This is a genomic window from Streptomyces sp. Act143 (assembly GCF_003143935.1).
In the GTDB taxonomy this organism is placed as follows: domain Bacteria; phylum Actinomycetota; class Actinomycetes; order Streptomycetales; family Streptomycetaceae; genus Streptomyces.
Genome location: NZ_QFRX01000001.1, coordinates 5,660,303 through 5,681,987, shown reverse-complemented (window position 1 = coordinate 5,681,987; position 21,685 = coordinate 5,660,303). Strand labels below are relative to the sequence as shown.

Genomic DNA, 21,685 nt, shown 5'->3' with positions numbered 1-21,685 from the left:
CTCCCCTTCAGTCGCTCTCCAGCACGAACGACGTCTGCACCTTCGCAAACCCCGGCGCGGCCAGCTCCACCAGATACGTCCCGGCGCCCGCCACCCCCGCCGGAGGCGTCGCGCACTGCGGCGCACTCGGCTTCCGGTCCCACTTCACGGTGTACGTGATGCTGCTGCCCGCCGGCGCCCGGAACACCAGGCTGCCCGCGGTCTTCGGGCAGTCGGCGGAGGACCAGAACTCGTCGTCCTCCGCGGCCTGAGTGATCGTCAACACCGCGCTCTTCGGCCCGAGATCCACCTTGCAGTCGCTGCCGGAGGAATTGGTCGCGGTCACCAGCAGGGTCGGCGTCTCACCGGGCTCGTACCCGTTGCGGAGGCTGCGTACGGTCAACTTCACCGCGCCGGTCGTGCAGTTGGGGAGCGTGGAGCCCGCCGGTACCGTGTCGTTCTGACCGACGCCGCTGCCCGCGCCGCCACCGGCGGCCCCGTCGCCCGAGCCACCGGAACCGGCCGCCCCCGAGGACCCTGAGCCCGCGGTCGAACCGGAGCCGTCACCGGACGCGTCGCCGGACCCCGATCCGCCGTCGTCCCCGCCACCGCTCGACTCGTCGCGCCCGCCGGGGGCTTGACTGATCGCCGGCCCGGAACTCGACGGCCCGGGAGTGATGGAAGAAGCGGGATTCTTGCCGTTGGTCCCGTCGGCGCCGTTCTTGCCACCGCCGCCGCCCGAGGCGACCACCCAGGTGATCAGCAACGCCAACAGTGCCAATACAGACAGCAGTACGGCCCTCCGACGCCAGTAGATGGAGGAGGGAAGCGGCCCGACCGGATTGCGCAGAGATCCCACGGCGCAAACTGTACGAGAGATCGGCGCCTTCGCTGCCCCTACCCGCCGCGGGGGATCACAACTTTTCCGGATCATCATTCCGGACGCGGGAGTTCCACCGGCTGCCCTTCGTCGGGTGCGACTCCTGGCGATCGCGGGGTGTGACCGTTTCGGGCCGCCGCCTACGGTGGGTGACCACGGGCGTCCGGGATGCCGCGTCCGCCTCGACGTCATCGACTGCGGCCACGACACCCCAACGTGGGTACGGCACACGGCCGGAACATCGACGGGATGCCGACTGCCGCTGCTCACCGGGCTGTTCGCCGGGCCGTTGACCCGACTGCGGCGGCGTTCCCCTCACGCCTGCCGCACGCACGTTCGCGACAGCAGCCCTTGCAGCTTTGGCCAGGGCTCTGGTGTCCGACGGGCACACGACCGGAGAAACGGCACTGCTGTCGATCGCCGGGTGTCGCCGTAAGCCTCAGGGGTGGCGGAGCCCCCGCGCGCCCTCCCCCGCATGGCAGGATCGGAAGGCCATGACTGCGCCCATCACCAAGCCCCCCGCCCCCTCCGAAGCCGTCGCTGACGCTGAAGCCGAGGTCACGGCCGAAGCCGCAACCGCAGCCCGGAGCGAAGCCCGACGCGACGGCCGAGCCGAGGCCCACGCCGGTGCGCGGCCCGGCACCCTCACCGGTGCCGAGCCCGCCGCCCCCGCCGGAGAGCATCTGCACGCCCCCGTCATCGACTGGTTCGACGAGCACGCCCGTGATCTGCCGTGGCGGCGCCCCGAGGCCGGGCCGTGGGGGGTGATGGTCAGCGAGTTCATGCTGCAGCAGACGCCGGTCAGCCGGGTCCTGCCGGTCTACGAGCAGTGGCTGGCCCGCTGGCCGCGCCCCGCCGACCTCGCCCAGGAGGCGCCCGGCGAGGCCGTGCGCGCCTGGGGCCGGCTCGGGTATCCGCGGCGGGCGCTGCGGCTGCACGGCGCCGCCGTCGCGATAACGGAACGGCACGGCGGTGACGTACCCACCGACCACACCCAGCTGCTCGCGCTGCCCGGCATCGGCGAGTACACGGCCGCCGCCGTCGCCTCCTTCGCCTACGGCCAGCGGCACGCGGTCCTCGACACCAATGTCCGGCGGGTCTTCGCGCGGGCCGTCACCGGTGTGCAGTACCCGCCGAACGCGACCACCGCCGCCGAACGCAAGCTGGCCCGCGCCCTGCTGCCGGCGGACGAGCCCACCGCCTCCCGCTGGGCCGCCGCCTCCATGGAGCTCGGCGCGCTGGTGTGCACCGCCAAGAACGAGTCCTGCCACCGCTGCCCGATCGCCGCGCAGTGCGCCTGGCGGCTCGCGGGCAAGCCCGAGCACGACGGTCCGCCGCGGCGCGGCCAGACGTACGCCGGTACCGACCGCCAGGTGCGCGGCAAGCTGCTGGCGGTCCTGCGGGAGGCGCACGCGCCCGTGCCGCAGGCCGTGCTCGACCGCGTGTGGCACGAGCCGGTGCAACGCGCCCGGGCCCTGGACGGGCTCGTCGCGGACGGGCTCGTGGAGCCGCTGCCCGGCGGTCTGTATCGGCTGCCCTTGACCTGAGCCGAGCACCAAATCACCCCGAACCGGCACCAATCAGGGTGCCGGTTTACCCCTTTCCTACTTCCGTTACACAACCGACGGACAGCCGAGGGCTAGCCGCGCGCTGCTCCGCACAGCCCCGTGACAACCGCTCCGTAGCTTCATTGGCGTACCGCAGGACGGCGGCACACAGGCAATGGAGAACCGGCGGCAGGCGAGTCGGAAACGGGGATGGAGGCGGTCGATCATGGCGCAGGGCGAGGTGCTCGAGTTCGAGGAGTACGTCCGCACCCGGCAGGACGCGCTGCTGCGCAGCGCCCGTCGCCTGGTTCCGGACCCCGTCGACGCGCAGGACCTGCTCCAGACCGCGCTGGCACGGACGTACGGCCGCTGGGAGACCATCGAGGACAAGCGGCTCGCGGACGCCTACCTGCGCCGGGTCATGATCAACACCCGGACCGAGTGGTGGCGGGCGCGCAAGCTGGAGGAGGTGCCGACCGAGCAGCTCCCGGACGCCTCGGTCGACGACGCCACCGAGCAGCACGCGGACCGCGCCCTGCTGATGGACATCATGAAGGTGCTCGCCCCCAAACAGCGTTCCGTGGTCGTGCTGCGACACTGGGAGCAGATGTCCACGGAGGAGACGGCCGCCGCCCTCGGCATGTCGGCCGGTACGGTCAAGAGCACGCTGCACCGGGCCCTCGCCCGGCTCCGCGAGGAGCTGGAGAGCCGCGATCTGGACGCACGCGCGCTGGAGCGTGAGGAGCGGGAGCGTTGCACGGCGGCCTGACCGACAGGGCTCGCGGCGCGGACGGAATGCTCGGCGCCGATCTCGACCCCGCACCGGGGCGGGGCGCTTTCCAGGCGGCGATGACGGCGGTGGCCGTGCTCGCCGCCCTTGCCCTTTTCGCCTCCGCCTGCGCCACCGGCGGCACCGGCACGCGCGACGAGGGCCCGGCCCATGTGGAGACCTCGGCGGGCTCGGAGATGGCGGCGGGCGCCGCGCCGTCGGCCACGGCCTCGTACTCCGGCAACCTCACCAAGGCCGAGGCCGCCCAGCTGCTCAAGGACGACCCCGCGGTCTCGGCGGAGGTCAAGAACGACCTCCAGCCCTGCACCGGCGACGACCCGCCCCTCGACGTGACCTCCGGCAACCTCACCGGCGGTACCGCGCGCGATGTCGTGGTCAACGTGCTGACCTGCGGCGACATCATCGGCATAGGCGCCTACGTATATCGCCTCCAGGACGGCGCGTACGAGAATGTCTTCAAGGCCGAGGAGCCTCCGGTCTACGCACAGATCGACCGCGGCGATCTGGTGGTGGACAAGCAGGTCTACGAGAAGGGCGACGCGGTGGCGGCACCCTCCGGTGAGTACGTGTTCATCTACCACTGGACGGCGGGCCGGTTCGTCAAGCGCTGGGACCAGTACAGCGAGTACGGCGACACGTCCGGCCGCTCGTCCGGGGACACGCCCACCCCGGCGCCGACGACGTCGAGCACGCCGGCGCCGACGACCTGAGTCCGCAAACGCCCCGGGTTCCGTGAACCGATCGGGCCCTCCGGGACGATCACCTTTCGAGAGCAAGACCAAGCCGCAGGACCAAGGACAGAGAGCAGCGGGATGGCAGACCAGACCCACGTTCTGTTCGTCGAGGACGACGACGTCATCCGCGAGGCCACCCAGCTCGCCCTGGAGCGGGACGGCTTCGCGGTCACCGCGATGCCCGACGGCCTGTCGGGCCTGGAGGCCTTCCGGGCGAACCGCCCCGACATCGCCCTGCTGGACGTCATGGTCCCGGGCCTGGACGGCGTCAGCCTGTGCCGGCGCATCCGGGACGAGTCGACCGTGCCGGTGATCATGCTGTCGGCGCGCGCGGACTCCATCGATGTCGTGCTGGGCCTGGAGGCGGGCGCCGACGACTATGTGACGAAGCCGTTCGACGGCGCCGTGCTGGTCGCGCGCATCCGCGCGGTGCTGCGCCGCTTCGGACACGCGGGGGGCGGCGAGCGGGTGGCCGAGACGGCGTCGGCGGCGGACGGCGGGGTGCTGACCTTCGGCGAGCTGGAGATCGACACCGAGGGCATGGAGGTGCGCCGGGCCGGCGAGCCGGTGGCGCTCACGCCGACCGAGATGCGCCTGCTCCTGGAGTTCTCCTCCGCGCCGGGCACGGTCCTGTCCCGTGACAAACTCCTGGAGCGCGTGTGGGACTACGGCTGGGGTGGTGACACCCGTGTCGTGGACGTCCATGTGCAGCGGCTGCGGACGAAGATCGGCCAGGACCGCATCGAGACGGTCCGTGGCTTCGGCTACAAGTTGAAGGCCTGAGCGGGGCGGACATGCGGGGGACATTTCAGCGCCTGGTCCCGGCGCGACTGGAGCGCGCGGGCATCCGTACGGGACTGCGGTGGAAGCTCAGCGCGGCCATCGCGTTCGTGGGCGCGCTGGTCGCGATCGCGCTGAGCCTGGTCGTGCACAACGCGGCCCGGGTCTCGATGCTGGACAACGCCCGCGACCTCGCGGACGAGCGCATCCAGATCGCCCAGCGCAACTACGACCAGTACAAACGACCGAACCCCTTCCCCAACGTCAAGATCAACGACTCCTCGCTGCCGGTGGAGCTGCGGGAGAAGGTCGAGCAGGGGCGCCGGGCGACGTATGTGACCGACCGGCCGGGCGGGGAGCCGGACATCTGGGCCGCCGTCCCGACGTCGGACGGCCATGTGCTGTCCCTGCACACCACGTTCACCGACCGCAGCACCGACATCCTCAAGGACCTCGACCAGGCCCTGGTGATCGGTTCCATCGCCGTCGTCCTCGGCGGCAGCGCCCTCGGGGTGCTCATAGGCGGCCGGTTGTCGAGCCGGCTGCGCAAGGCGGCGACCGCCGCGGGCCAGGTCGCCGGCGGCGAGACGGACGTACGGGTGCGGGACGCCATCGGCGGTGTCGTACGGGACGAGACCGACGACCTGGCGAGCGCGGTGGACGCGATGACGGACGCCCTGCACCAGCGCATCGAGGCCGAGCGCCGGGTCACCGCGGACATCGCGCACGAACTGCGCACCCCCGTGACCGGCCTGCTCACGGCCGCGGAGCTGCTGCCGCCCGGCCGGCCGACGGAACTGGTCCTGGACCGGGCGAAGGCGATGCGCACGCTCGTCGAGGACGTGCTGGAGGTGGCCCGCCTGGACAGCGCGTCCGAGCGGGCCGAGCTTCAGGACATCCTGCTGGGTGAGTTCGTCACTCGACGGGTGGCAGCGAAGGACCCCGACATCGAGGTCCGCGTGGTGCACGAGTCGATGGTCACCACCGACCCGCGCCGTCTGGAGCGCGTGCTGTTCAACCTGCTCGCCAACGCCGCCCGGCACGGCGAGCCGCCGATCGAGGTCACCGTCGAGGGCCGGGTCATCCGCGTCCGAGACCATGGCCCCGGCTTCCCCGAGGACCTCCTCGCCGAGGGCCCGAGCCGTTTCCGCACCGGCAGCGCGGACCGCGCGGGGCACGGCCACGGCCTCGGCCTGACCATCGCCGCCGGCCAGGCCCGGGTGCTGGGCGCCCGCCTCACCTTCCGCAACGTCCGCCCGGCGGGCGCGCCGGAGGGGGTGCGGGCGGAGGGTGCGGTGGCGGTGCTGTGGCTGCCGGAACACGCGCCGACGAACACGGGGAGCTATCCGATGATGCCGTGAGGGTTGATGGCGTCAGGGTTGATGGCGTCAGGCTTGATGCCGTCAGGCTCGATGCCGCGAGGCTCGATGCCGTAAGGCTCCGCGGCCAATCGCGGCCGGGAACAGCGCGTGGCACCCGCAGATTCGGAACGCTCCGCGCCCCATGTGCTCGGCCAGGAAATCGCGCGGCGCGAGCCCAGTCCGGGCGGGCCCAGTCCGGGCGGGCCCAGCGCCATGCAGCGCGCAACAAACGAGCCGGGAAGTCGCTCGGCGCGAGCCCAATCCGGGCCCAGCGCCATGCAGCGCGCAACGAACGAGCCGGGGAGTCGCTCGGCGCGAGCCCGATCCATCCCCTCCGTGCCTTGCAGCCTTGCAGCCTTGCAGCGCGCGGAGAACGGACCGAGCCCGCTGAGACCGGGCCGCCCCCGGCCGACCGTCACCGCATGACGAAGGCCCCCGGGGCGGACACCCACCGGGGGCCTTCAGCTCTGCTGCGCTTTCGCGCTGGTGCGCCTTGCTCAGTGGCGCACCGTCCGATCAGACGGCCTCGACCACCGCCGGCGGAGCCGCGGCCTCCGCGTCCTGCGTCTTGGGCCCCGCGCCCTTCAGCGGAACCTCCTTCACGAACACGGCCGCCACCAGCGCGACCACCGCGACCACGGCTCCCAGCAGGAACGCCGAGTGCGTGCCGGCGGACACCGCGTGCTGGTACGCCTCGCGCACCGCGTCCGGCAGCTTGGCCAGGCTCGCCGCGTCCAGCTGGGCGGACTGCTCGGTCATCTTGGCCCCGACGGCCCCGGCGCGCTCGGCCATGACGTCCTGGACCCGGTTGTTGAACAGCGCGCCCATGATGGCGACGCCGAACGACGAGCCCAGCGTCCGGAAGAGGGTGGTCGAGGACGAGGCGACGCCCATGTCCTTCATCTCGACGCTGTTCTGCGCGACCAGCATGGTGATCTGCATCAGGCAGCCCATGCCGAGCCCGACGACGGCCATGAACACACCGGAGGTGAACCGGGAGGTGCCGGTGTCCATCAGGGACAGCAGGTACAGCCCGACGACCATCAGCACGCTGCCGATGACGGGGAAGACGTAGTACCGCCCGCTGCTCGTGGTCACCCGGCCCGCCACCATCGAGGTCACCAGCATGGCGCCGAGCATCGGCAGGAGCAGCAGCCCGGAGTTGGTCGCGGACGCGCCCTGCACGGACTGCTGGTACAGCGGCAGGTACAGGGTGGCGCCGAACATCACGAAGCCGGTGATGAAGCCGATGACGGACATCAGCGTGAAGTTGCGGCTGCGGAAGATGTGCAGCGGCACCACCGGCTCGGCGGCCTTGGTCTGCCAGAACACGAACCCGATCAGCGAGGCCACGCCGATGCCGATGAGCTCCATGATCCGCGCGGACGTCCAGGCGTACTCGGTGCCGCCCCACGTGGTGACCAGCACGATCGAGGTGATGCCGACGGTCAGCAGCGCGACACCGAGGTAGTCGATCCGCGCCTGGGACCGCTTCTTCGGCAGATGCAGTACGGCGCTGATCGCGGCCAGCGCGACGACGCCGAGCGGCAGGTTGATGTAGAAGGACCAGCGCCAGCCCCAGTTGTCGGTGATGGTGCCGCCGACCAGCGGACCGCCGATCATCGCGAGCGCCATGACGCCGGCCATCATGCCCTGGTACTTGCCGCGCTCGCGCGGCGGGATGAGGTCACCGATGATCGCCATGACGCCGACCATCAGACCACCTGCGCCGAGGCCCTGGACGGCCCGGAACCCGATGAGCTGCGGCATGTCCTGGGCCATGCCGCTGAGCGCGGAGCCGATCAGGAAGATCACGATCGACGACATGAAGGCGCCCTTGCGCCCGTACATGTCACCGAGCTTGCCCCACACGGGGGTGGAGGCCGCGGTGGCGAGCGTGTACGCCGTCACGACCCATGACAGATGCTCCAGTCCGCCCAGATCACCGACGATCGTCGGCATCGCGGTGCCCACGATCATGTTGTCGAGCATCGCGAGCATCATGGTGATCATCAGGGCGAGCAGGACGACCCGCACGCTCCTGGGCTGCTTCTCGTCTTCCGGCGCCTGTGGCTCGGCTGCCTGTGTGTCCGCCATTGTTCCCACTCCCCCGGCACTTACTTGCCGCCCGGCTAGTTAACTACACTGAGGGAAGGTAGACCCGTAACTAGCCGGGCGTCAAGTAAGTTTTACCGGCAGCGGTTGTGTCCCGAGTTTTCAAGTCAGGAGTGCGCGAGGATGGGCGACACCATGGACGGCACCAGGCAGCGGCGCCGCGGGAACACCCGCCAGCGCATCCAGGACGTGGCCCTCGAACTCTTCGCCGAGCAGGGCTACGAGAAGACGTCGCTGCGCGAGATCGCGGAGCGTCTGGAGGTCACGAAGGCGGCGCTGTACTACCACTTCAAGACCAAGGAAGAGATCCTCGTCAGCATCTTCGACGATCTGACGCAGCCGATCCTCGACCTGATCGATTGGGGCAAGCGGCAGCCGCACACCCTGGAGACCAAGCAGGAGATCGTACGGCGCTACAGCGACATCCTCGCCGACGCCGCCCCCCTGTTCCGCTTCATGCAGGAGAACCAGGCCACGGTGCGGGAGCTGCGCGTCGGCGAGACCTTCAAGGAGCGCATGCAGGGACTGCGCGACATCATGATCGACCCGTCGGCGGACCTGGTCGACCAGGTCCGCTACGTCAGCGCGATCTTCACCCTGCACGCCGGGATGTTCTTCCTCCAGGACTTCGACGCCGACCCCGAAGCCAAGCGCAAGGCGGTCCTGGAGGTGGCGTCGGACCTGGTGACCCAGGCCCACCGGGGCGCCACGGAGAAGTAGGGCCCGCCTCAGACTCAGACGGTCACACCCTTGGAGCGCAGGAAGGCGACCGGGTCCACGGCCGACCCGTAGTTGGCGGTCGTACGGATCTCGAAGTGCAGGTGCGGACCGCTGGAGTTGCCGGTGTTGCCGGACAGGGCGATGCGCTGGCCGGTCTTGACGACCTGGCCGACCTTGACCTCGATGCGCGAGAGATGGGCGTACTGCGAGTAGAGCCGGTTGCCGTGCTTGATGACGATGGCGTTGCCGTACGCGGAGCCGTCACCGGCACCGTTCCCGCCGGCCTTGACGACGGTGCCGCCGTGCGCGGCGAACACCTTGGTGCCGCTGGCCACGGCGAAGTCCTGACCACTGTGGGTGGACTGCCACATCTTGCCGGCCTGCGCGAAGCTCGCGCTGAGCGTGTACTTCTTCACCGGGTCGACCCAGGAGACGGCCTTCTTGGCGGCGACACCGGTCTCGGCGGCCGCCGCGACCCCGGTCCCCAGCACGGCCGAGACCCCCAGGCCGACGGCCACCACGGCCGCGCGGGTGCGGAGCTTGGACGTACGGGCGGAACGGGAAGCGAAACGCGGGGACATCGGAACCTCATGGAGACGGGGACAGAAAAACCACCCGGCGCACAGGCATCCGCCGGATGGGGCATCCCTTGGTAACCCCGCCCCCGCGGAACACCCAAACCGCCGATCTACGACGGAAGCTAGTACTTCATCCGAAAACTTCCGCTTCCTTGACAGAGGACCCAGGAGGTACGAATCCACCCAGGACGGCGGAATGCCGTCGAGGGTTCCGGGATAAAAGTCCTTTTTGCCCTTATCGGGCCTACTCCTAAGCGTCCTAGTAACGGACAAATCGCCTGTGCGCCATGTCACCGGGTGCGGAGATCGACGGACATGCGGATGTGACGGGGGCTACGCTGCCGGGTCTCTGCGAGGGATACATGGGGAATGCGGGGGGGGATGCCGGGTGGATCCGACGAGCATCGGGGCCGGGCTCGGGGCGAGCGTGGTGGGCCCGATGGTGGAGCGGCTGTTCGTGCGGGAGGGCGAGGCCGCCGGGCCGGTGCCGTTGTCGTGGCTGACCGATCCGGATGCGCTGAGCGCACAGCACCTGCTCCCCGACGAGGGAACCGAGGTCCGCCAGGCCCTCGCGCTGCGGCTGCTGGGCCTGCGGCGCTTGGCCATGACCGACGTGGAGGCGGTGCGGCTGGGGTACCGCGCACTGGCGCGAGAGCTTCGCCGGGCCGCGCCGGAATCGGATCTCTCCTCCGGTTCCGCGTCCTTCATGGACAACCTCACCGAATGGGTCTGCCTCCATATCGTCGCCCGGCTCGCGCGGCACTCGGAGTACGTCTCCCGAACCCTGCCCGAGGAAGCACGCCGCCTGGCCGACCTCGTCGTCAGGATCGACGAGCTGATCACGCGCGCCCCTCGCCCGGACCCCCGTGACACGGCGTTCCAGCATGACTATCTGCAGTACGTCGCCCAACGACACGGCCGACTCACCATCTACGGCATCGACCTGGTGAACTCCCCCTCCAAATGGCCCCTGGAGGTGGCCTATCTCAGCTTGGAGGCAACAGCATCGCGACACTACTGGCTCAACACGACGAGCGAGCCAGTCGTGGGGGTCGACGGCTTCTGGCCCCCCGCGGCCTTCAAGAAGAAGCCCGTGGCCGACCCCTTGCCCTCCCTCGACATCAGCCGCCTCGCCGTCCTTCCCGCCGACCAGGTCCTCGCCCACCACGACCGCGTCCTGCTGCGCGGCGTCGCCGGTTCGGGCAAGACCACACTCGTGCAGTGGCTGGCCGTCTCCGCCACCCGGGCGGACGCGGACGACGCGATGTCCCACCTGTACGGCCGGATTCCACTGGTCATGCCCCTGCGCACCCTCACCCGGCACGGCGAACCGCTCCCGGCCCCCGCCGGCTTCCTCGCGGCCTCCGGCTGCCCCCTCGCCGGCAGGCAGCCGGAGGGCTGGACCGACCGCGTGCTCGCCCAGGGCCGCGGCCTCGTCCTGATCGACGGCATCGACGAGATCCCGGAGGCGGAACGCGACCGCGCCCGGACCTGGCTGCGCGAACTGATCGCCGCCCACCCCGGCAACCGCTGGCTGGTGACCTCCCGACCGAGCGCCGTACAGGACGACTGGCTCGCCGACGACGGCTTCACGGAACTCACCCTGTCCGCGATGAGCCCCGCGGCCGTCGCCACCTTCATCGCGCACTGGCACAAGGCGGCGACCACCGGAAACGCCGACGAGGACGCGCAACTGGCCGCATACGAGAGCCAGTTGCTGGCGGCCATCCGCAGCAAGACCGACCTCGGCCGACTCGCCACCAACCCCCTGATGTGCGGCCTGATCTGCGCCCTGCACCGCGACCGCCACGGCTATCTCCCGCAGGGCCGCAAGGAGTTGTACGAGGCCGCGCTCGCGATGCTGCTGACCCGCCGGGACCGCGAACGTGCCGTGGTCACCACAGGCGGCGTCGAGCTGCAACAGGAATCCCAGACGCAGCTTCTCCAGCGCCTCGCCTACTGGCTGATCCGCAACGGCCGTACGGAGATGGACCGCGACCGCGCCGAACAGATCGTCGCCGACATCCTGCCCGCCGTGCCGTCCGCCGCGGCCCTCGGCGACGCCAGGGCCGTCTTCCGGCACCTCCTCGACCGCACCGGGCTGCTCCGCGAACCCGCCCCGGACGCCGTCGACTTCATCCACCGCACCTTCCAGGACTACCTGGCCGCCCGTGCCGCCGTGGAGATCTGGGACCTCGGCCTGCTCGTCGAGCACGCGGTCGACGACCAGTGGGAGGACGTGATCCGGATGGCCGTGGCACACGCCCGGCCGCGGGAGCGGGCGGAGATCTTCCAGGAGTTGCTGGCGAAGGGGGACGCGTACGAGAAGGGGCGGGAGCGGAGCCGGGTGTATCTGCTCGCGGCGGCCTGCCTGGAACACGCGACGGAGCTGGATCCGGCGGTCCGCGCCGCGGTGCAGGAGCGGGCCGCCACGCTCGTCCCGCCGGCCACCGCACCGGCCGCCGAGGCGCTCGCGGCGGTCGGTCCGCTGGTGCTGGACCTGCTGCCGGGGCCGGAGGGGCTCGACGACAAGGCCGCCTACCACGCGGTGATCACCGCCACCGGCGTGGCGTCCGAGACGGCGATCCCCTATCTGGCGCGGTTCGCCGACCATCCGTCCCGGTCGGTGCGGTCACCGCTCGCGGCCGCCTGGAACAGGTTCGACGCCGAGGCCTACGCGCGGGACGTCATCGCCCGCATCACCCCGCACGGCATCGTCTTCCCGGTCGACAGCCCCGAGCAGCTGCGGGCGCTGCGCTCCATGGGCGGACGTCCCTTGGTGCTCTTCCGGGGAGCGCTGCCACGGCACGAGATGACCGAGTACGTCACCGAGACGCAGCCGACCGACCTGACCATCGGCAGCAACCCGGAGCTGACCGACCTCTCCCTGCTGGCCGAAGCCACGGCGCTGGTGACCGTGTCCCTCGCGAACTGCCCCCGCCTCACGGACATCGGCGGCCTCCCGGGAGCGAGCCTCAAGTGGCTGAACCTCCAACGCCTCGGCCCCGACCTCGACCTGCGCCCCCTCACCGGCCTCAACCGGTTGCAGATGCTCGAACTCTCCCTGCCGCAGCGAGGCGTCTGGGCCACGTCGATGCTGCCGGCCCGGGCACCCCTGCGCCGGCTCAAGCTCGGGCTGAGAACGCCCGCCCCCGAGGACGGCCTGCTCGGCCTGAGTCGTTTCGCGGAGCTCAGAAACCTCGCCCTGAGCCAGGCCGCCAGTCCGTCGTCCGCCGCCGAATGGTCGGAGATCGAGACACTCAGCGAATTGCTCACGCTCCGGGTGTCCACCGCCTCCTTGCAACGGTGCCCGCCGACGACGGTGTTCCCCAAGGTGACGCGGCTGACCCTGATCGCGGAGCCGACCGAGCCGCCGTACCTCGAACGCCTTCCCGCGCGCCTCCCCGCCCTGACACACCTCACCCTCGAAGCCCCTCACGACTCCCTGCCGAACTGGGATCTCACCCCGCTCAGGCACCTGCCCGCGCTCCAGCAGCTCACCCTGCCACGCGCCACCCTCCGCCCCCGCGGCCTCGATCGGCTCCCCGCCCATGTCCAGATCAAGTAGCGCAAGCCTCTTCCCACTTACCCTCCAGTAACCTTACGGTTCCCCTCGCGCCACCCACGCCAACCACCATGCCCCCGTCAACGGCAGCAGCACCGGACGTGAGAGGACCCCCCACCCATGACGAACCGACGCCCCTTGGTGCGCCGCATGACCGTCACCGCCGTCTCCACGGCGGCCCTCGTCGCACTCGCCGCCCCGGCCGACGCCGCGACCACCGAAGACATCGACTACACCACCTGGCAGCAGGACTGCCGGGCGGTCATGGACCAGGCGCTCCCGTACCTGAAGCAGCGCATCGCCGCCACGAAGCCCGGCGAGAAGCAGGCGATCGTCTTCGACATCGACAACACCACCCTGGAGACCGACTTCGGCTTCAGCTACCCGCAGCCCGCCAACAAGCCGGTCCTGGACGTCGCCAAGTACGCGCAGGAGCACGGCGTATCGCTGTTCTTCGTGACGGCCCGCCCGGGCATCATCTACTCGTTCACGGACTACAACCTCGACCACGTCGGCTACGACGTCTCCGGCCTCTACGTCCGCGGCTTCCTCGACCTGTTCAAGGACGTCGCCGCCTACAAGACCGCCCAGCGCGTCGACATCGAGAACAAGGGCTACACGATCATCGCGAACATCGGCAACAGCGCCACCGACCTCTCCGGCGGCCACGCCGAGAAGACGTACAAGCTGCCGGACTACGACGGTCAGCTTTCCTGACCCGACCGGTCAACTGCCGATATCCTCACCCCCGTTCGCACGATCACGGGGGTGGGGCGGATGGACCCGGCGGTCCTCGGCGGCAAACTGGCGTCCGGCGCGGTGGCTTCCTTGCTGCGGCGGCTTTTCCCACCGGACGCCCCTGGGGCCGGCCTGGTCGACAGACCCGTACGCCTGAAGTCACTCGTCTCGTTCCGGGGCGAACGGCGGAGACTGGGCGAGAAGGAGGTCCACGTCCTGGCGTCCCGCCTGGTGGAGGCGGCGACGGACACCCCGGGCGAGCCGCCGTTCCCGCCCGACGAGACGACGGCGGTCATCGAGGCCCTCGTGCTGCGCCTGCTGGCCCTGGGCGAGCTGGACATGGACGACGTCCAGGCGGTGAGCCTGGGCCACCGCGAGCTGGCGAAACGGCTCGCCCACCGGGCTTCGCCGGCCACTGGGCTGTCCGCCGACGCCGACTACTTCCTGGACTCGGCGACCGAGTGGGCCTGTCTGCACATCCTGGAGCACTTCACCCGCCGGTCCGCCTTCGTGGCCCGCACCCTCGTCGAGCAGACCCGGCGCCAGGCCGAACTCATCGCCAAGGTCGACCAGTTGCTGGTGCGCACCCCCCGCCCCGGCAGCCGCGACCACGCCTTCGAACGCCGCTACCTGCGCCATCTGGCCGACCGCCACGACCACATCACCATCTACGGCATCGATCTGCGCGACTCCCCCGACCGCTGGCCCCTCGAAGTGGCGTACCTCAGCCTGGAGGCGACCACGTCCGAGGAGCGGGCGCCGGAGGAGGAGCGCCCTTCCGGCGGCCCGGTGACCGTCCAACTCCCGGCCGAGGGAGCGCTGCTGGCCCACGACCGCGTGTTCCTGCGCGGGGACGCGGGCTCGGGCAAGACCACCCTGGTGCAATGGCTGACGGTGACGGCGGCCCGCGACGGCCTCGACATCCCGTACGTCCTCCCGTTGCGCACCCTGATCCGCACCGGCACGCTCCCGGCCCCGGCGGAGTTCCTGTCCGCGGTGAGCTGCCCGCACACCCCGCCCGAGGGCTGGGCGGAACGCGTCCTGACGGCTGGCCGGGGGCTGATCCTGGTCGACGGTCTCGACGAGATCCCCGCCCCCGACCGCACCCGCACCCGCGACTGGCTCCTCGCCCTCATCCGCGCCTTCCCCGGCAACCGCTGGCTCCTGACCTCCCGCCCCACCGCGGTCCGCCCCGACTGGCTGGCGAGCGAGGGCTTCCACGAGCTGGCCATGGCCCCGATGCGCCGCCCGGACATCGCCACCTTCGTCCACCGCTGGCACACGGCAGCCCGGGCCCCGGAGTACGAGGGCCCGCTCCTGGACTCCCTCCGCACCCAACGCGACCTGGCCCGCCTCGCCACCAACCCCCTGATGTGCGGCCTGATCTGCGCCCTGCACCGGGAGCGCCGCGGCTATCTCCCCACCGGCCGCAAGGAGTTGTACGACGCCGCCCTCACGATGCTGCTCACCCGCCGGGACCTGGAGCGGGGCATGCCGACGGTCTCCGAACTGGGTGAGGAGGCCCAGTTGGAGGTGCTCCAACGCCTCGCGTACGCCCTGGTGCTGAGCGGCCGTACGGAGATGGACGTCGAGACCGCCGAGGGCATCGTGGAGCGCTGTCTGCCGTCGATCGCGGTACCGGGTGACGCGCGCACGGTGCTTCAGTCCCTGCTGCTGCGCAGCGGCCTGCTCCGCCAGCCGGCCGCGGGCGTCGTGGATTTCGTGCACCGCACGTTCCAGGACTACCTCGGAGCCCGGTACGCGGTCGAGGAGGGCCACCTCGACGTCCTGCTCAGCCACGCGGACGACACCCAGTGGGAGGACGTGATCCGGCTGGCCGTGGCCCACGCCCGGCCGCGGGAACGGGCCCATCTCCTCAAGGCGCTGCTGTCCCGGGACGTCCCCCGGCTGACCTTGCTGGCGCTGGCCTGCCTGGAACACGTCACGGCCCTGGACCCGGGGGTGCGCGCGGCGGTCGAGTCCCAGGCGTCCGCGCTGATACCACCGGGCACCAAAGAGGAGGCCAAGGTCCTGGCCGAGGCCGGGCCCCTGGTCCTGGAGCTGCTGCCGGGGCCGGCCGGCCTGACGGAGGAGGCCGCCCTCGGCGTCACGATCACCGCCTCGATCCTCGGCGGAGAGGAACCGACGGGGGCTCTGGCCGTGCTCCGCCGGTTCCGCGAGCACCCGGACCTCGAGGTACGACGCCAGCTCGCCGGGACCTGGCAGCGGTTCGACACCGAGGAGTACGCCACGGAGGTGCTGGACCATCTGGAGCGCAAGCATCTGTTCCTCACCTGCAAGACGGCCGAGGAGAGGTCGGCGCTCGCCGGCATGCGCCCTTGGTACAGCCTGGCGTTTCAGGGGCCGCAGCGGGTCGAGGACATCCTGGCCGCCGTTCCCGCGCCCGAGGCCGTGGAGCAGCTCGATGTGCAGGGCAATCCGCTGCTCACCGACCTGGCCGCCCTGTCGGCGTTCGGCTCACTCCGCGTACTGCGGCTGGAGGGCTGCCCGACCCTGGCCGGCCTGGACCGGCTGTCCACGCGGTCGCTCACCGGCGTCACCGTCACCGGCGTCGAGGACCTGACCGGACTCCGGTGCTTCCGCGGCGCCCGGTACCTGTCCTTGTCGCAGGAGCTGCCGGGCGCCGATCTCACCGAGTCGCTGCCGACGGACGCACCCCTGGAGTTCCTCTTCCTGGGCAGGAACACCACCGACAGCACGGGCCTGCGCGGGCTCCAGCACTGGTCCGGGCTGCGCACCCTCAGCCTCGGTCCGCTGACCAAGGAACTGACCACCGGCGACTGGCAGGCCGTCGCCGCACTGCCCGAACTGACCGAGCTCCACATCAACTCGGAGATCATCCAGAACTTCCCGCACTCCGTCGAGCTGATGCCGGTGCTTCCCGGCGTCGAGACGCTGCGGATTTCCGCCATGCACGGCGCCGAAGACCTGTCCCCGCTGGTCGACCGGCTGCCGGGCCTGCACTCGGTGACTTTGCAGAGCTACCCCGGCAAGCTCATACCCGCGGCCCGCTACGCCGGCGTCTTCCCCGGCGTCGAGATCAGCCTCGACCAGCGCTGACAAGGCGAAGGGGCCGGCACCCGAAGGCACCGGCCCCTTCAACGCATCGCCCTGCGGCTTACGCGTCCTTGCTCAGATTCGGCCCGGCCCCGCCGGCCGCCTGCTCGATCGGCGGAACGTCCGGCAGTGCCGACTTCTCCTCGCCGCGGAACGTGAAGGTCTGGGCGTCGCCCTCGCCCTCCGTGTCCACGACCACGATGTGACCGGGGCGCAGCTCGCCGAAGAGGATCTTCTCCGACAGCGTGTCCTCGACCTCGCGCTGGATCGTGCGACGCAGCGGACGCGCGCCCAGAACGGGGTCGTAACCCTTCTTGGACAGCAGCTCCTTGGCGGACTGGGAGAGCTCGATGCCCATGTCCCGGTCCTTCAGGCGCTCGTCCACCTTGCCGATCATCAGGTCGACGATCGCGAGGATGTCCTCCTGGGTCAGCTGCGGGAAGACGACCACGTCGTCGACGCGGTTGAGGAACTCGGGCCGGAAGTGCTGCTTGAGCTCGTCCGAGACCTTGTTCTTCATGCGCTCGTAGTTGGTCTTCGTGTCACCCGAGGCCGCGAAGCCCAGGTTGAAGCCCTTGGAGATGTCCCGGGTGCCGAGGTTGGTCGTCATGATGATGACCGTGTTCTTGAAGTCCACGACCCGGCCCTGGGAGTCGGTCAGGCGACCGTCCTCCAGGATCTGCAGCAGCGAGTTGAAGATGTCCGGGTGGGCCTTCTCGACCTCGTCGAAGAGGACCACGGAGAACGGCTTGCGCCGCACCTTCTCGGTCAGCTGGCCGCCCTCTTCGTAGCCCACGTAACCGGGGGGCGAACCGAAGAGCCGCGAGACCGTGTGCTTCTCGCTGAACTCCGACATGTCGAGGGAGATCAGCGCGTCCTCGTCACCGAAGAGGAACTCGGCGAGCGCCTTGGACAGCTCGGTCTTACCGACACCGGACGGGCCGGCGAAGATGAACGAACCACCGGGACGCTTCGGGTCCTTCAGGCCCGCACGCGTACGACGGATCGCCTTCGACAGCGCCTTGACGGCGTCCTTCTGGCCGATGACCCGCTTGTGGAGCTCGTCCTCCATGCGGAGCAGACGCGAGGACTCCTCCTCGGTCAGCTTGAAGACCGGGATGCCGGTGGCGGTCGCGAGGACCTCGGCGATCAGCTCGCCGTCGACCTCGGCGACGACGTCCATGTCGCCGGCCTTCCACTCCTTCTCCCGCTTGGCCTTGGCGGCCAGGAGCTGCTTCTCCTTGTCGCGCAGGGACGCGGCCTTCTCGAAGTCCTGCGAGTCGATCGCGGACTCCTTGTCCCGGCGGACACCGGCGATCTTCTCGTCGAACTCGCGGAGGTCCGGCGGCGCGGTCATCCGGCGGATGCGCATCCGGGAACCGGCCTCGTCGATCAGGTCGATCGCCTTGTCCGGCAGGAAGCGGTCCGAGATGTACCGGTCGGCCAGCGTCGCGGCCTGGACGAGGGCCTCGTCCGTGATCGAGACGCGGTGGTGAGCCTCGTACCGGTCACGCAGACCCTTGAGGATCTCGATGGTGTGCGGGAGCGAGGGCTCGGCGACCTGGATGGGCTGGAAGCGGCGCTCCAGGGCCGCGTCCTTCTCCAGGTGCTTGCGGTACTCGTCCAGCGTGGTGGCACCGATGGTCTGGAGCTCACCGCGGGCCAGCATCGGCTTGAGGATGCTGGCGGCGTCGATCGCGCCCTCGGCGGCACCCGCACCCACGAGGGTGTGGAGCTCGTCGATGAACAGGATGATGTCGCCGCGGGTGCGGATCTCCTTGAGGACCTTCTTCAGGCGCTCCTCGAAGTCACCGCGGTAGCGGGAGCCGGCGACCAGCGCGCCGAGGTCGAGGGTGTAGAGGTGCTTGTCCTTGAGGGTCTCGGGCACCTCGCCCTTGACGATGGCCTGGGCGAGGCCCTCGACGACGGCGGTCTTGCCGACGCCGGGCTCACCGATCAGGACCGGGTTGTTCTTCGTACGGCGGGACAGCACCTGCATGACCCGCTCGATCTCCTTCTCGCGCCCGATGACCGGGTCGAGCTTGGACTCACGAGCGGCCTGGGTGAGGTTCCGGCCGAACTGGTCGAGGACCAGGGACGTCGAGGGCGTGCCCTCGGCAGGCCCGCCGGCGGTGGCGGTCTCCTTGCCCTGGTAACCGGAGAGCAGCTGGATCACCTGCTGCCGCACCCGGTTGAGATCAGCGCCCAGCTTGACCAGGACCTGGGCGGCGACGCCCTCGCCCTCACGGATCAGGCCGAGCAGGATGTGCTCCGTGCCGATGTAGTTGTGGCCCAGCTGAAGGGCCTCGCGGAGCGACAGCTCCAGGACCTTCTTGGCACGGGGGGTGAAGGGGATGTGCCCGGACGGGGCCTGCTGGCCCTGGCCGATGATCTCCTCCACCTGCTGGCGGACCGCCTCGAGCGAAATCCCGAGGCTCTCAAGGGCCTTGGCGGCGACACCCTCACCCTCGTGGATCAGGCCCAGGAGGATGTGCTCGGTGCCGATGTAGTTGTGGTTGAGCATCCGGGCTTCTTCCTGAGCCAGGACGACAACCCGCCGCGCGCGGTCGGTGAACCTCTCGAACATCGTTAATCGCTCCTCAGAGCGGTCAGGCAGTGGGGGGAACTTCCCCTCCCTGTCCTTCCGCAGCTTAGTCCCGCAAGCGGGGACCGCTCATTCCAACTGCCGACACCGTCCTTGGCCTCCTGACCCCGAACGCCGACATCTGCTCCAACCTGATGGTGCGAGACGATGTTCCCGCAGGCCAGGCAGTTACCCCTACTGTCAGTACGCCGATGGCGAACGTGAGACGGCCTGTCCTGCGTGTCGCCCCCTCCCACTAGGGATGTCTTACCCGCTGGGACTGACACTCCATGCCGAGCGGCCCGGTTCCCTCCGCTATGGGCGAACAACCTTGCGTCTCCCCGCACCCCCGGACGCTCCCTTTTTTGCCACGCTGCGCATTCACCGGAACACCCAGCGTAACTCGCACCCCTGCCGGACGGTTGCACTTGGCATGGTTGGCACCCCTCCCCCGGCCACTGCCCCGGCCGCCGCTGCGGTCACCGCTCCGGCGGGCTCTCCGATCGCGGCGGCCACCACGGTCCCGCTCCCCCGCCGGCCGCTCGACGCGAGCGATCAGGTCCGCCGTTGGTACGAGAACGAACTGGGGTGGCCGACGGTGCCCGACGGCCCGGGAGCTCCGGTACGACTTTTCGTGGGCCCGCGCTTCGACGTCCTGGACGTCCCCGCCGAGGCCGGCCGCGCCGCGCTGCGCCATCTGGCGCCGGGCTCTCCGGTGGCCGTGCAGGACGGACGGATGCGGCTGCTGCTGGCCGCGGGCAGCGCGGAGGAGGTGCCGGGGGTCCTGGACTGGCTGGAGTGGGGCTCGCTGCGCCTCGGCCTGAGGACGCTCTCAGAGGGCGACGTCATGGACGCGCCGGCGCCTCCGGAGCCGGACCCCGCCGGTCACCGGCCGCCGCTCCCCCGGGGCGCGGCCGACGCCGCTCAGGGGGCCGCCGTATGGTTGCGGCCCCCCGGGACAGGGTGCGAGGTCGAGGCCTCGCTGCCGACGCTGTCGGCCCTGGGGGGCGGTGGGGGCGCCCCCGATCTCGTACGGGTGCTGGACACGGTGGCCACGCAGTGCCACCGCCTGCGGCTGCGCGTGTGCACTCAGCCGCCTGCCTTTTCCTAGGCCTCGCGCTCAGGCGTTGGCCTTCTCGTACGCCTCACGAATGGCTGCGGGAACACGACCGCGGTCATTGACCTCAAGACCCTGCTCCTTCGCCCAGGAACGGATCAGCGCGGTGTCCTGGCTGCCGCCGCCGGAAGCGGCGCGCGCCTTTCCACGACCGCCCGCAGCACGGCCTCCGGTACGACGACCGCCCTTGACGTAAGGCTCAAGAAGCCCACGGAGCTTGTCCGCATTGGCAGTCGTGAGATCGATCTCGTACGTCTTGCCGTCCAGCGCGAACGTCACGGTCTCGTCGGCCTCGCCGCCGTCGAGGTCGTCGACAAGAAGGACCTGAACCTTCTGTGCCACGGGATTCCCTTTCATCGATAACTTCAGGACCGGGGTCTGCGGCGTCCGCCGTTTCGCCACCCCTGTTATATGCAGTACTGCAGTACGTCGGAAAGCAAACCGCTTTTGCTGGAAAAACACAAACCCCTGGGAGAGACAGACCGGCCGCCTCCGGTCCGGAAACATGCGCGTTTCGGACATAGGGAACCTGGGCAAGGCGTCGGGGCCGAATACCCCTTGATCACAGATGCAGAAGCATCCGGCTGTTGCCCAAGGTGTTCGGTTTCACTCGTTCGAGGCCCAGGAACTCCGCGACGCCCTCGTCATAGGAACGCAAGAGCTCCGCGTAGACATCGGTGTCGACGGGCGTCTCACCGATCTCGACGAAGCCGTGCTTGCCGAAGAAGTCCACTTCGAAGGTCAGACAGAAAACCCGGCGAACACCGAGCCAGCGCGCGGTGTGCAGCAACTTCTCCAGCAACTGATGGCCGACACCGGCACCCTTCAGGCCGTGCTTCACCGCGAGAGTACGAACTTCGGCGAGGTCTTCCCACATCACGTGCAGTGCGCCGCAGCCGACGACCTCGCCGTTGTCGTCCCGTTCGGCGACCCAGAACTCCTGGATGTCCTCGTAAAGCGTCACCGTTGCTTTGTCGAGCAGGATGCGAGCGCGGACGTACTCGTCGAGGAGACTGCGCACGGCCGGCACATCGCTGGTGCGGGCCCGCCGGACGGTGATGGCTTTTGCGGTGACTTCGGGGCTCTGAGGAGACGAGCTCTCTGCTGACATGAGCGGAC

The 21,685-nt window shown here is 70.1% G+C and carries 16 protein-coding genes; 10 read left to right on the top strand and 6 right to left on the bottom strand.

The window, feature by feature from the left end:
• Positions 1-7: 7 nt before the first annotated feature.
• Positions 8-838: a hypothetical protein gene (locus DI272_RS25830; RefSeq protein ID WP_109497650.1), complete on the bottom strand. Its 831-nt coding sequence runs from the start codon at positions 836-838 to the stop codon at positions 8-10.
• A gap of 515 nt (positions 839-1,353) precedes the next feature.
• Between DI272_RS25830 and DI272_RS25825 the strand changes: the two genes are divergently transcribed.
• The 5 genes from DI272_RS25825 to cseC all read left to right on the top strand — a co-directional run bounded on the left by DI272_RS25825 (position 1,354) and on the right by cseC (position 6,071).
• Positions 1,354-2,406 (top strand): A/G-specific adenine glycosylase, encoded by a 1,053-nt coding sequence (locus DI272_RS25825; protein WP_258314677.1) that lies wholly within the window; start codon positions 1,354-1,356, stop codon positions 2,404-2,406.
• Positions 2,407-2,632: 226 nt separating this feature from the next.
• Positions 2,633-3,175, top strand: coding sequence for a SigE family RNA polymerase sigma factor (locus DI272_RS25820; RefSeq protein WP_059193955.1), 543 nt, complete (start codon positions 2,633-2,635; stop codon positions 3,173-3,175).
• Complete coding sequence (locus DI272_RS25815; RefSeq protein ID WP_375138067.1) at positions 3,160-3,906, top strand: hypothetical protein; 747 nt, start codon at positions 3,160-3,162, stop codon at positions 3,904-3,906. Before DI272_RS25820 ends, DI272_RS25815 begins: the two co-directional genes overlap by 16 nt.
• Before the next feature lie 102 nt (positions 3,907-4,008).
• Positions 4,009-4,713: a two-component system response regulator CseB gene (cseB, locus tag DI272_RS25810; protein WP_109497649.1), complete on the top strand. Its 705-nt coding sequence runs from the start codon at positions 4,009-4,011 to the stop codon at positions 4,711-4,713.
• Positions 4,714-4,724: 11 nt separating this feature from the next.
• Positions 4,725-6,071 (top strand): two-component system sensor histidine kinase CseC, encoded by a 1,347-nt coding sequence (gene cseC, locus DI272_RS25805; RefSeq protein ID WP_109497648.1) that lies wholly within the window; start codon positions 4,725-4,727, stop codon positions 6,069-6,071.
• Positions 6,072-6,587: 516 nt separating this feature from the next.
• On the opposite strand, the gene DI272_RS25800 is transcribed toward cseC, so the two are convergent.
• Positions 6,588-8,168 (bottom strand): MDR family MFS transporter, encoded by a 1,581-nt coding sequence (locus DI272_RS25800; RefSeq protein WP_109497647.1) that lies wholly within the window; start codon positions 8,166-8,168, stop codon positions 6,588-6,590.
• A 141-nt stretch (positions 8,169-8,309) separates the two neighbouring features.
• On the opposite strand from DI272_RS25800, the gene DI272_RS25795 reads away from it, so the two are divergent.
• Complete coding sequence (locus DI272_RS25795; protein WP_109497646.1) at positions 8,310-8,906, top strand: TetR/AcrR family transcriptional regulator; 597 nt, start codon at positions 8,310-8,312, stop codon at positions 8,904-8,906.
• A gap of 14 nt (positions 8,907-8,920) precedes the next feature.
• Here DI272_RS25795 and DI272_RS25790 read toward each other — a convergent pair whose 3' ends face one another.
• Complete coding sequence (locus DI272_RS25790) at positions 8,921-9,487, bottom strand: M23 family metallopeptidase (RefSeq protein WP_109497645.1); 567 nt, start codon at positions 9,485-9,487, stop codon at positions 8,921-8,923.
• 385 nt (positions 9,488-9,872) lie between these two features.
• Here DI272_RS25790 and DI272_RS25785 point away from each other — a divergent pair, with 385 nt between their 5' ends.
• The 3 genes from DI272_RS25785 (at position 9,873) to DI272_RS25775 (ending at position 16,868) form a co-directional block, all read left to right on the top strand.
• Positions 9,873-13,052, top strand: a complete 3,180-nt coding sequence (locus tag DI272_RS25785; protein WP_258314676.1) for an NACHT domain-containing NTPase — start codon at positions 9,873-9,875, stop codon at positions 13,050-13,052.
• 117 nt (positions 13,053-13,169) lie between these two features.
• Positions 13,170-13,766: an HAD family acid phosphatase gene (locus DI272_RS25780; protein ID WP_109497644.1), complete on the top strand. Its 597-nt coding sequence runs from the start codon at positions 13,170-13,172 to the stop codon at positions 13,764-13,766.
• A gap of 60 nt (positions 13,767-13,826) precedes the next feature.
• Positions 13,827-16,868, top strand: a complete 3,042-nt coding sequence (locus tag DI272_RS25775; protein ID WP_109497643.1) for an NACHT domain-containing NTPase — start codon at positions 13,827-13,829, stop codon at positions 16,866-16,868.
• A 58-nt stretch (positions 16,869-16,926) separates the two neighbouring features.
• On the opposite strand, the gene DI272_RS25770 is transcribed toward DI272_RS25775, so the two are convergent.
• Complete coding sequence (locus tag DI272_RS25770; RefSeq protein WP_109497642.1) at positions 16,927-19,452, bottom strand: ATP-dependent Clp protease ATP-binding subunit; 2,526 nt, start codon at positions 19,450-19,452, stop codon at positions 16,927-16,929.
• 430 nt (positions 19,453-19,882) lie between these two features.
• Here DI272_RS25770 and DI272_RS25760 point away from each other — a divergent pair, with 430 nt between their 5' ends.
• Positions 19,883-20,560 carry an SCO3374 family protein gene (locus DI272_RS25760; protein ID WP_219933859.1) on the top strand — a complete coding sequence of 226 codons (678 nt, stop codon included), beginning with the start codon at positions 19,883-19,885 and terminating at the stop codon, positions 20,558-20,560.
• Positions 20,561-20,569: 9 nt separating this feature from the next.
• On the opposite strand, the gene DI272_RS25755 is transcribed toward DI272_RS25760, so the two are convergent.
• Together DI272_RS25755 and DI272_RS25750 are read right to left on the bottom strand one after the other, a co-directional pair.
• Complete coding sequence (locus DI272_RS25755; protein WP_109497640.1) at positions 20,570-20,908, bottom strand: Lsr2 family protein; 339 nt, start codon at positions 20,906-20,908, stop codon at positions 20,570-20,572.
• Positions 20,909-21,128: 220 nt separating this feature from the next.
• Positions 21,129-21,677, bottom strand: a complete 549-nt coding sequence (locus DI272_RS25750) for an amino-acid N-acetyltransferase (protein ID WP_109497639.1) — start codon at positions 21,675-21,677, stop codon at positions 21,129-21,131.
• Positions 21,678-21,685 lie beyond the last annotated feature (8 nt).